This window comes from Cryobacterium sp. TMT3-29-2, from assembly GCF_004564305.1.
GTDB lineage: Bacteria > Actinomycetota > Actinomycetes > Actinomycetales > Microbacteriaceae > Cryobacterium > Cryobacterium sinapicolor.
In genome coordinates, this window is record NZ_SOGK01000033.1 from 1 (window position 1) to 11,738 (window position 11,738).

General features: G+C 68.8%; 7 protein-coding genes. All 7 read right to left on the bottom strand.

The window, feature by feature from the left end; genetic code table 11:
- Positions 1-309 precede the first annotated feature (309 nt).
- Positions 310-924 carry a histidine phosphatase family protein gene (locus E3O67_RS04555; RefSeq protein ID WP_134428894.1) on the bottom strand — a complete coding sequence of 205 codons (615 nt, stop codon included), beginning with the start codon at positions 922-924 and terminating at the stop codon, positions 310-312.
- Positions 925-1,220: 296 nt separating this feature from the next.
- Entirely contained in the window at positions 1,221-2,105 is an 885-nt protein-coding gene (locus E3O67_RS04560; protein ID WP_135102066.1) for a fructose-bisphosphatase class II family protein, read from the bottom strand.
- 103 nt (positions 2,106-2,208) lie between these two features.
- Entirely contained in the window at positions 2,209-5,517 is a 3,309-nt protein-coding gene (locus E3O67_RS17185) for a DEAD/DEAH box helicase (protein WP_198418952.1), read from the bottom strand.
- Between the two features lie 162 nt (positions 5,518-5,679).
- Positions 5,680-7,224 (bottom strand): APC family permease, encoded by a 1,545-nt coding sequence (locus E3O67_RS04570; RefSeq protein WP_135102070.1) that lies wholly within the window; start codon positions 7,222-7,224, stop codon positions 5,680-5,682.
- Between the two features lie 16 nt (positions 7,225-7,240).
- Positions 7,241-8,128 (bottom strand): universal stress protein, encoded by an 888-nt coding sequence (locus E3O67_RS04575; RefSeq protein WP_167726481.1) that lies wholly within the window; start codon positions 8,126-8,128, stop codon positions 7,241-7,243.
- A gap of 36 nt (positions 8,129-8,164) precedes the next feature.
- Positions 8,165-10,117, bottom strand: a complete 1,953-nt coding sequence (locus E3O67_RS04580) for a primary-amine oxidase (RefSeq protein ID WP_241981982.1) — start codon at positions 10,115-10,117, stop codon at positions 8,165-8,167.
- Between the two features lie 85 nt (positions 10,118-10,202).
- Entirely contained in the window at positions 10,203-11,633 is a 1,431-nt protein-coding gene (locus E3O67_RS04585; RefSeq protein WP_134428906.1) for an aminobutyraldehyde dehydrogenase, read from the bottom strand.
- Between the last annotated feature and the right edge of the window lie 105 nt (positions 11,634-11,738).

The following is an 11,738-nucleotide window of genomic DNA, read 5'->3' on the forward strand; positions in this document are numbered from 1 at the left end:
AACCACCGGTGATGCCGCAAGCACCGACGATGTGGCCAACTCAGGAGAACCCAGCACGCCGCCCCGGGCACCCACACCCGCCCCGCACTAGTCCGCGCCGGCCGGTGGCTACGGGCGACGGATGTCCTGAATCAGCCACACCCGAAAACCCACCTGCCAACGCGCACACACCACAACCGAAGAAAGCCACCCCGCACGGGAGCCAACGGGAGCCATCCGCCGCTAACCAGTGGTGACTGTGCCCGTTCGGACGCGAGTGTCCGGCACAACGGCCACTCTCGACCGGAACGGTCGCTCTCGCGGTCGGAACTAGTTCGTGGTGGGGAGGAGGTCGGCGACGGGGACTGGTTCGCCGTTGAGAATGTCGAGAGTCCAACCGGCCTCGTCGTGGACGATCACGTTGAGGGACGCGTTCCGGATCGTGTCGACGGGCTGATCGAGGGCCTGCATGAGGGTGAGACGAATCAGAGTACCGTGACTCACGACGATGATGCGGGCACCCGGGTTCTCGTGCGCGAGTAGCTGCAGGGCCTCGACTCCGCGGTCGGCCACACTGGCCTCCGTCTCAGCGCCGCGGAACCCGCCGATACCGGTGGGGCCGCCGGGCACGCGGAGCGCGTCCAACTCGGGGCCGGCGCCGAGACCCTCGGCAGGACCGTAGTTGCGCTCGACGATCTCCGGGATGCGACCGGTGACGGTAAGACCGAGGCCCTCGGCGATCAGGTCGGCCGTCTCGGCTGCGCGGCTGAGCGGCGAGGAGACGACGAAGTCCCACTCGTGCGCGGCCAGGTCACCGACGGCATCCGCTGCCTGTCCGCGACCGGTGTCATTAAGTGGGATGTCGGAGTGACCCTGGATGCGCAGTGCGGCATTCCAGTCGGTCTGGCCGTGGCGGATAAGGGCGAAGGTAGTTGTGGAACTCACCGTTCTATTCTCTCTCGTGCCGAAGGCGGGAGAGGAATCGGGTGCGGGGTGCCGGTTGTGGGGTGCCGGGGTGCCGGGGTGCAGGGGTACCGGTTGTGGGGTGTGGGTTGGCTTGGGAGGCCCCGGGGGGCTGGGTCGCCGGGTCTCGACAGGCTCGACCAGCGGGGGCTGGGTCGCCGGGTCTCGACAGGCTCGACCAGCGGGGGCTGGGTCGCCGGGTCTCGACCGGCTCGACCAGCGGGGGCTCGACCACCGGGGCTCGGCCCGCCGCGGGTCAGGGACGCCGACCGAGCGGGTCAGGTGGCCGGGGCCGAGGCGAACAGCACGCGCTCGCTCGACACCAGGTCGGCGGCGGTGTAGATGCGGGTGAGGTCGAGGCCCGCACTGCGTGCGGCGCCGCGCTCGGCATCACTCTGCGGGGCCATTCGGCCGAGCATGACCCCGCCGAGGGCGCGGACGGCACAGGCCGCGATGACGCCCTCCGGAGTGCCGCCGATGCCCATCGACAGGTCGACCCCGGCATCCGTCGACGCGGCGGCGATGGCCGTGGACACATCACCCTCGGCGATGCGGAGCACGCGCGCACCGGCGAACTCAAGTTCGCGGATCAGCGCGACGTGGCGTGGTTTGTCGAGCACGGCCACGGTCAGTGCGGTCTCGGGGACGCTACGTGCGGCCGCGAAGGCACGGAGATTGTGGGTGGCTGAGGCACGCAGGTCCAGAACGCCGTGACCGGCCGGGCCGGAGATGAGTTTCTCCATGTAGAAGACCCCGGAGGGATCGAACATCGTGCCTCGGGGGGAGAGGGCGATCACGCACACCGCGCCGGGCAGGCCCAGGGCCGCGAGGGTCGTGCCGTCGAGCGGGTCGACCGCGATGTCGCAGTCGGGCCCGTCACCACTGCCGAGCCGTTCGCCGTTGGCGAGCATGGGGGCGTGGTCCTTCTCGCCCTCACCGATCACGACGGTTCCGCGAAACGGGGCGGTCAGGAGCACTGCCCGCATGGCCGCGACGGCCGCCTGGTCGGCGGCGATTTTGTCGCCGCGGCCCACCCAGGGCAGCGTGGCGACTGCGGCCGCTTCGGTCGACGCGCGTACGGCGGCGACCAGCTCGGCCGGCCAGCCGTCGGCCCCTATCACGGTGGATTCGGGCCGGGGAACGAATGGACGGTGCTGCGGCATGGGCCACCTCTTGCTGGGACAGCGGTCTCGTGACCGGCAGCTGAAAGCCTACTCGTGAGGGCTGCGCGGCTGCGCGGCTGTGCGGGCTGTGCGGGCTGCGCGGCTATGCGAGCAGTTCGCGGATGTCGGCGGCGGTCAGGGCGGTTCCGCGTGCCGCCGCAGTCGTCATCACGCTCTCGAACAGGCGAGCCTTCGTGGCCTTGAGGGCCATCACCTTCTCCTCGATCGTGTCCCGAGAGACCAGGCGGTAGACGAAGACGTTCTTCGTCTGGCCGATGCGGTGCATGCGGTCCACGGCCTGCGCCTCGGTGGCCGGGTTCCACCACGGGTCGAGCAGGATGGCGTAGTCGGCCTCGGTCAGGTTGAGGCCGAACCCGCCGGCCTTGAGGCTGATCAGGAACACCGAATCGTCGCCGGTCTTGAAGCCGTCGATCACCTGTGCGCGGTCGCGGGTCTTGCCGTCGAGGTAGGAGTAGCTGATGCCGGCGGCATCGAGGCGCGCGCGGGCCTTGCCCAGGTACTGGGTGAACTGGCTGAAGATGAGGGTGCGGTGCCCGCCGGCGACGATGTCGTCGAGGAGCTCGAGGAGCACGTCGAGTTTGGTCGACGGAAGGTCGGCGTATTTCTCGTCGTAGAGGCTGGCATCGAGGCTGAGCTGGCGCAACATGGTGAGCGAGCGGAAGATCTCGAACCGGTTCGCGTTCATATCGTCGATCAGCCCGAGCACCTTCTGGCGCTCCCGTTGCAGGTGCGTGTCGTAGACCGCGCGGTGCTTCGGGTGCAGGGTCAGTTCGAGCACCTGCTCCTGTTTGGTGGGCAGGTCGCCGGCCACCTGCTCCTTCGTACGGCGCAGCATGAACGGGCGGATGCGGCGGCGCAGTTGGTCGAGCCGGTCTTCGGCGGCATCCCGCTCGATCGGCTTCTGGTAGTAATCGCCGAAGCGGCCGGGGCTGGGAAACAGCCCCGGTGCCGTGATCGACAGCAGCGACCAGAACTCCATCAGGTTGTTTTCCAGCGGCGTGCCCGTGATCGCGAGCTTGAACGGGGCGTCCAGGCGGCGGGCGCACTGGTGGGCGCGGGACTTGCGGTTCTTCACGAACTGGGCCTCGTCGAGCAGAAGGCCCGACCAGGCCAGGGCTTCGTAGTCGCCGAAGTCCAACCGGAACAGTGTGTACGAGGTGAGCACGACATCCGCGTCGGCGTGCAGCGAGGCCAGGGTGGTGCTGCGCCTGCCGGCGGTCTCGGTGATCGCGGCCACCCGCAGGCCGGGCGCGAACCGGGTGCACTCGGCGGCCCAGTTGGAGACGACGCTGGTCGGAGCCACAACCAGGAACGGCGCGCTCACCCCCGGCTGTTCCCGCACCCGTTCCATCAGGGCGATGGCCTGCAGGGTCTTGCCGAGGCCCATGTCGTCGGCGAGGATGCCGCCCAGCTGGTGGTCGTAGAGAAAACTCAGCCACTCGAAACCGGCCTGCTGGTAGCCGCGCAGGGTGGCGTCGACCCCCGCTGGCAGCGTCTGCTCCGGGATCTGGGCGACGTCGGTGAGCCCCGACACGGTGTCGCGCCACGCGGCCGCCTGGCCGGCGACAACCCCGAGGGCCTGCAGCTCTTCCCAGAGGTCGGCTTGGAACGGGCTGATCCCCAGGGACTCTGCTCCGGCGTCCTGCAGTCCGCGCGCCTCCTCGATCAGCCGGCGGAGCGTGTGCAGTTCGGGGCGGTCGAGGCTGAAATACGTGCCGCTGGGCAGGATCATCAGTTGCTGCCCGGTCGCCAGGGCCCGGAACAAGCTGTCGAACGGGATTTCCTCGCCGTCGATGCTGACCGACACCTGCAGGTCGAACCAGTCCCGGTTGCCGGGGCGTTCGGTGGTGCCCACGGTGATCACCGGCGCCTCGTCGGCACGGCGGTACTCCGGCGCGTCCCCGGCGACCAGGACGGTGACGTGATCGGCCGCCCCCAGGGTTGGCGCCACCGTGTCGAGGAAGCCGAGCATGGCGGTGCCGGACAGGGTGGCCCGCTCGATCAGGACCGGCCGGCCGGTCTGCTGACCGACCAGCGTCGGCACGGAGGCGAGCAACGGGTGCACCCCATGCAGGATCTGCCCCTCGCGGGTGCCGTCGCGAAACCTGCTGTCGCCGGGCGCCGGGCGGAGCGGCTGGTGGTATTCCGGGTAGTGCCACTCCCAGTGCAGGGCGATGCGGGCATCCGTCTGGTGCGTGATGGTCAGGGCCAGCACCGGCTGCGGGGTCTCCGGCAGGGCGAACGAGTCGTCCCGGCTGGTCACGGCGATGCGGTGGCGGAGGAACGGGTAGAACTCGGTCAGGAAGTCGGCCTCGTCGGCCCCGGGCACGGCGATGCTGTCTGAGGCGGCCATGGCGCGCAGTTCCCGGCTGATCTCGCCCGAGAGCGGGGCGAGCGTGATCTGAGGGGCGCCGCCGAGCGGGTCGGCCCAGGTGTAGACGCCGTGGGCCGGGTTGCCGATGAACCCGAAGGTGCCACGCTTCTGCGGTTCGTCGCCCAGCAGCAGGGTGGGGTGCAGTGTGAGGCCGTCGGAGGCGCGACGGATGTCCAGCTCCAGGCCCGCAGGAACGGGTGAGATGAGTACCGAATCCTGCTCCTCCGTGGCGGAGACCAGGGGAAGTCCGGTGTTCGCCGCGTCGGCGAGTAGGTCCCAGAGCGACCGGTCGGGGAACGCATCGATGGGGATCCACTGTGCCGCCGTCGCGTAGTACGGCCGCGCCGCGAACTGCAGGGCGTAGATCGCCGAGAGCACCCTCAGCTGGCTGCGGTCGAGGGAGCCGTCGGTGGTCAGGTTCTCCCAGGTGACGCTGCCCCGGATCCACTTGCCCTGCTTGCCCATCACCACGGGCCGGGCCGCGAGCCGCCGGAGCCCCGGCTGGCCGGCGAAACGGCTGGATTCCGGAGCGAGGAGCTGGAACTGGAGTGCGAGCCGGGTCTTACTGCCTGCCGCCGCCGAATCCGGACGCGCCAGCGGGGCCAGCGCGCTGCGCCACGCGGCCCGTGCGGGGAACACGGCCGGGGCGGAACCGGGCTCGCGGCCCAGGAGAGTGTCGTGGGTGTCTGAGTCACCCGGAACCCGGCCGAGGCTGCCCCTCACGGCACCGCCCTGGCTGTCGATCAGCAGCGCGGCGACATGCTTGCAGTTTCGCTTCATCGGGCAGGTGCAGACGCCGGATGCCCGCACCGTTGCGCCGGTGGAATCAAGGGTGAACGAGACGGTCACCGAATAGGGCGTGCGGTGCGAACCGCGCACAGAGCCGAAGAGCTGGGTGCCCGAACCGAACCAGGTCTCAACCTCGACGTGGCCGTTGCGGGCGTAGCGTTCGCCGCGCGAGAAGGCCTGGCTGCCCACAAGGAGCGCGATGTCGTGGGAGCTGAGCGTGTGGGCCATGGCGGGACCCATTCTTCCATGTGCCCTGGCCGAGCCGCGCCCTGGCCGGGCCGCGCCCTGGCCGAGCCGCGCCCTGGCCGAGCCGTGCCCGGCCGGGGCAGGCCCGGCCGGTTACGGCAGGGGGCTACTCCACGTGCCCGTGTTCCTTCGAGGATCCCGTTGTCAGCGTTTTCCNTTCGAGGATCCCGTTGTCAGCGTTTTCCCCTGGAAGAAGTCCGGGTTGACCCTGTGCTGGATGAGCATCAGCACGATGCCACCGATGAAGAGCACCATAGCGAGGATGAAGACGAGTCCGACACCGCCGATGTTCGACCCGCTGCCGTAGTCGGGGTTCATGCTGTCGTACAGCGTGGTGGCGAAGATGACCAGCAGGATGACACCGCCGATCAGCGGTGCCAGGAGCTTGAGCAGGATGGCCCGGGGGCCGTGCAGCGAGTCACGGAAGTACCAGACGCAGGCGAACGCGGTGACCCCGTAGTAGAAGCAGATCATCATGCCCAGAGTGAGGATGGTGTCGGTGAGCACATCCGTGCTGAGCACGCGCATGATCGCGTAGAAGCCCCAGGCCACGGCGCCCGCCATCACGGTGGCGAAGGCCGGGGACTTGTAGCGCGGGCTGATCGAGGCGAACCGTTTCGGGAACGCCTTGTAGTGGCCCATCGAGAGCATGGTGCGCGCCGGCCCGACGAAGGTCGACTGGAGCGACGCGGCCGAACTCGACAACACGGCCAGCGACATCAGGATGGCGAAGGGGCCCATTACCGGTCCGGCCAGGGGGGCGAATACATTGCCCTGGATCTCCTCGTTGCCGAGGCCGAATTCGCCGGCACCGACGCCGGAGAACATCAGGGTGGCGACCGCCACGAGGATGTACAGCGCGAAGATGATGCCGATGGTCAGCGTCGCCGCGCGCCCGGGGGTGGTCTTCGGGTTCCTGGTCTCCTCGTTCATGGTCAGGGTGACGTCCCAACCCCAGAAGATGAAGATCGAGAGCGAGACCCCGGCTGCGAAGGCCGAGAACGAGGGGGCGAGGAACGGGTTGAACCAGTCGGCACTGAATGCCAGCGCGTCGAAGGCGGTGCCTTCGGCGACCTGGGTCAGGGCGGCGACGCTGAACCAGACCAGCACGACCAGCTGGAAGGCGACGAGCACGTACTGCACGGCCTTGGTGGTCTCCATGCCGCGGTAGGAGACGTAGGCGGCCGCCACCATGAACACCAGACAGGTGAGCACGTTGATCACCGCGTTGTTGGTCAGGTCGGCGAGGCCAGGGTTGCCGAACAGCTGCGCGAGCATCAGATAGAAGAAGTCGACGGCGACTCCGGCCAGGTTGGAGAGCACGACCACGGTCGCGACGATCAGACCCCAGCCGCCCATCCAGCCCAGCCACGGCCCGAAGGCGCGGGTGGCCCAGGTGAAGGACGTGCCGGCATCCGGCATGGCGTTGTTGAGTTCGCGATAGCCGAGCGCCACCAGCAGCATGGGGATGAACCCCACCAGGAAGATGCCGGGCATCTGGGCGCCGACGGCCGCGACGGTCGGGCCGAGGGAGGCCGTCAGGGTGTACGCCGGCGCGATGCTCGAGATGCCGATGACCGTGGCGCCGAGCAGCCCGATCGAGCCGGCGCTGAGGCCCTTTTCGGACAGGCCGCCGGTGAGGGTGGTGGTGCCGGGCGTGGAGCCCGAGGAGGGAGATTGGCTAGTCATAGGACTGTCCTTTCGGTCAGTGCGGCTTACGGGCGTCAGTGCCGGTGGGAACCACGATGAGGGGAACGGGGAGCGCGTGCAGCATGCGGTGAGCGGTGATGCCGAGGAAGATCGTGGTCGGCTGGGCCAGCCGGCTGGACCCGACGAAGGCGATTTCGGACTGCTGCCAGTCGAGGGCCTCGACGGCGGTCTCGACGCTGTGACCGGACCCGACCTCGGTGGTGATGGTGCCGCTCGCCTTCGACCGGCTCTGGAAGTACTCCAGCACGCCGGCGAGGTGGGCCTGGCTCTCGGTGACCTCGACCGGGTGTCGACGACCGGCGTCGACCTCCACGAGCGTGACGAAGCGCAGGTCGACGGTGAGGTCCTCCGAGAAGGCCACCAGCGAGTCGAGCAGCGCCTTCCAGCCCGGCCGGGTGCCGATGGCGCAGGTGATCCGGGTCAGCTGCGCGGGAGCCTGGTAGCCGCGGGGAGCGAGCGCGACGGGCACCGGTGAGGCGTGCAGGAGCGCGCTGGCGACACTGCCGATCGTGAATCGGTTCATCAGGCCGCGGCGCGAGGCCCCGACGACGATGCGGTCCGAGTCGAACGTGCGGGCGGCCTGGAGCAGTCCCTCCGTGGTGGAGTCGGCGTAGAGCAGATGCGTGGTGGCGACCACGTCATCGGGAACCAGGGCCCGGCCCTGTTCGAGCCATTCGAGGGCCTGCACCTCGAGCAGCGCCTGGTAGTCGGGGGAGGACACGGCGCCGACCCGGGCCGGGACGGTGGACGAATGATGCGGAAGCACAAGGCACAGACGCAGCTCGGAGCGGGTCAGGCGCGCCAGCGCGACACCCAGCTCGACGGTGTCATTGCCCCGTTCGGTCGCTTCGTAGGCGACGACGTAGTTGGCTACTCGGGTCACGCTGGTTTCTCCCTCGGTTCGCGACGGGTGTCGCACTCAGTGGTCATGGTGGTCTGCGTCGTGCGCGTGCTGGGCGTGCTCGTCCGGCGCACAGTGCGCCGGACGCGGTTCCACATCGAGCGACGGATTGCGGTCGAAGAAACCGACCGGCTTGAGCCAGAACGACACGGTATCGACGGCCATGATCGGCCACTCCTCCGGCCGGGTGATGTGGTGGATGCCGAAAACATACCAGAGCACGACATCCGCGTTCCGCACCGGCCGTCCGGCCTGGATCCACTCGGGTAGGCCGTGGTCGACCGCGCTCTGGTTCACGAACTCGCCGCACGGCCAACGCTCGGTCTCGTCGTTCGGGGTGACCCAGACCGTGTGCCCGATCACCTGGGCGCGCTGGAGAGCGGGCGCCGAACGGTCGAAGAAGGAGGGGATGGCGCCGCCGGGCACCAGCTTGTAGGACACCGGCGTGCCGAGGCCGTTGAGCAAGTTCTCGTTCACGACCTTCCAGGCCCGCTGGGTGTCCCAGTTGTAGTCGTCGAACCCCTCGGTCTCGATCGGGGTGTTCTGCTGCGTGAGCGCGAGGCCGAGCGGGTTCGCGGCGCTGATCGGCTCGACCTGGGTCTCGGTGCGGAACACCGTGTTCTCCGGGCCGTCGACGTCGAGGTCCATCCGGGCCACGATGAAATGCTGGTGGAACGGCGCGTAGGTGCGCGTGTCGACCAGGGTGCCGTTGGGGTGCGGCTGGCCCTCGTCGAGGTGGGTCACCACCATGATTCCGGTGGCGCGCACCTCGCACTCCATGTTGCCGTCCTGGTAGAAGCGCCAGTAGACGAGGTACTCGTAGTTCGCGACCGTGACGTGGAAGGACACGACGAGCCGGCGCATCCGTCGCACCTCGGCACTGCCGTTGTGGTCGACGTGCTTCCAGAGCACCGCGTTGTCTTCCTCGTGGATGCAGAACGCGTTCGGGATGCTGTACGGCTCGCCCTTGCTGTTGTGCAGCACGGCGTCGAGGTAGCGGATTTCGCCCAGGCAATCGCAGCCGAGTTCGAGCGAGGTGGTCATGAAGCCCAGACCCCACTCGCCGACGTCGAAGGCCGTGCGGCGGAAGTGGTCGACACTGGGGTCGCGGTACGGCACGACCATCTCCGCGAACGACAACCGGTTGGCGATGGGGCGCACCCGGCCGCCGTCCCGGTAGCCCACGGTGTGCAGGGTCATGCCTTCTCGGTAGTTGAACCCCACCCGCAGTGACCAGTTCTGCCACTGCACCAGGTTGCCGTCGAGTGTGAAGCTCGGGCCGTCGGGCTGCACGATGTCGAGCGGCGTCAGCGTCGGGCGCTCGCTTCGATCCCGGATGCGCCGGGGCACCAGGTGCGGCACGTATTCGCCCATTCCCGCCGGAGGTTCGACCGTGAACGAGTCCTCGACCTCGAGCAGTTCCATGCTGTTGACGTCGAGCACGAAGTGGAGGCCGCTGACCGGCCCCGCGTAGGGGTTGGCTTCCGTGGATGCCCGCACCCAGACGTCCGACCAGCCCAGGCGGCGGCCGCGGTACCGGTCGGGGATGACGGCGTTGCCGTAGGTCCAGGTGTCGATGAAGACCAGGTCGAGGTCGGTGATCCCCCGGCGGGCGAGGGCGGCGATCACGTCGGGGTGGGCGCGGAGGGCGGCGTCGGCCTCCTCCCACTCGTCGACGGTGAAGTTCGCCTGCATCCCCGGAACGGTGTCCCACTCGAGCAGGGCGTCGGTCGTGAGCGACACGACGCCGACCCAGGTGGTGTTCTCGGCACGGTTGAGCACGACCAGCCGGGCGCGACGGTCAGGAACCGCTCCCGTGGCCGCGAACCCGGCGACGGCGCTCCGGGAGGGCTCGACCAGCTCGATCGAGGTGAACCGCCACCCGTCGGCGACGCCGCGCTCACGGGCGAGAACGGCCACGGCGGCGGTGAACTCAACGGCGGACAGCGGGTCGAGCGGATGGAATGTCAACGATCTTCCTCTGTTCTCCATGAATCGGGCGGTCTGTGGTCGGGCTTCTGGGTCGAGCCTGTCGAGACCCGGTTGTCGAGGCCGGTTATTCGAGCGCGCTCATCACATGCTTGATCCGGGTGTAGTCCTCGACGCCGTACATCGACAGGTCCTTGCCGTAACCGGACTGCTTGAACCCGCCGTGCGGCATCTCGGCGGTCAGCAGGATGTGGGTGTTGATCCACACCGCGCCGAAGTCGAGGTCGCGGGAGACCCGCATGGCCGTGGCGTGGTCGCGAGTCCAGACGCTGGACGCCAACGCATAGTTGACATCGTTCGCGAGCGTGACCGCGTCCTCCTCCGAGCTGAAGGGCTGCACCGTGATCACCGGGCCGAACGTTTCCTCCTGCACGATCGCATCCGTTTGCCGCACCTGGGTGACAACGGTGGGCTCGAAGTAGAAGCCCTCGGTACCGACCTGGTGGCCGCCGGTGGCGATCACGGCGTGGTCGGGCAGGGCGGCGACCTTCCGCACGACGTCGCCGAAGTGGTTGACGTTGTTGAGCGGACCGAAGTAGTTGTCGGCGTCGTCGGCCGACCCGGTGGTGCGGCCGCGGGCCTCGGCGACGAAGGCCTCGACGAACTCGTCGTGGATCGACTCGTGCACGAGTACCCGGGTGATGGCCGTGCAGTCCTGCCCGGCGTTGTAGAAGGAGAAGTCGGCGATGGCGGCGGCGGTCTTCGCCACGTCCACGCCGGCGAAGACCAGGGCCGGCGCCTTGCCACCGAGCTCGAGGTGGGCCCGCTTGAGCGTCTTCGCGGCGCCTGCGGCGACGGCCATGCCGGCCCGCACGCTGCCGGTGATCGAGACCAGGCCCGGCACCGGATGCTCGACGATCGCGGCCCCGGTCCCGCCGTTTCCGAGCACGATGTTCATCACGCCGTCGGGGAGGATGCCCTGGCTGATCCGGGCGAGTTCGAGGGTCGACTCGGGGGTGGTGTCGCTGGGCTTGAGAACGAGGGTGTTGCCGGCGGCCAGCGCCGGGCCGATCTTCCAGATCGCCATCAGGAAGGGGAAGTTCCACGGGGTGACCTGGCCGACCACACCGATCGGCTCCCGGCGCACCCAGGAAGTCATGCCGGGCAGGTATTCACCGGCGGACTTGCCCTCGAGCAGGCGGGCGGCACCCGCGAAGAAACGCAGCTGGTCGGCACCGGCCGCGACCTCGTCGGCGGCGATCGTGGCACGGGGCTGACCGGTGTTGCGGTGCTGGGCCTCCACGATGGCGTCGCTCTCGGCGTCGATCGCGTCAGCGAGGCGCAGCAGCGCGCGCTGTCGTTCGGAGGGGGTTGTGCGCCCCCAGGTGCGGAAGGCGCTCTTCGCGGCGGTCATCGCATCGTCGACGTCGGCCGCTGTGGACACCGGGGCCAGCGCGACCAGGCGTCCCGTCGTGGGATCGACGATGTGAAGCAGCTCGGTGCCGGCGGGAGCGACGAAGCGGCCATTGATGAAGTTTTTAAGGGTGGGGGTGGCCACGGGCCTGATCCTCTGCGCTGAGTATAGAAACGGGTCTTTTGTTCGGTAAGTATGGCATCCGACAGAGGAATCCGGATACCCCGGGGGAAATTGAGTCGTGACGGG

Bases quoted from the DNA above. Each gene is read 5' to 3' on its own strand.
- E3O67_RS04560 (WP_135102066.1), bottom strand. From the start codon at position 2,105: ATGCCGCAGCACCGTCCATTCGTTCCCCGGCCCGAATCCACCGTGATA.
- E3O67_RS17185 (WP_198418952.1), bottom strand. From the start codon at position 5,517: ATGGCCCACACGCTCAGCTCCCACGACATCGCGCTCCTTGTGGGCAGC.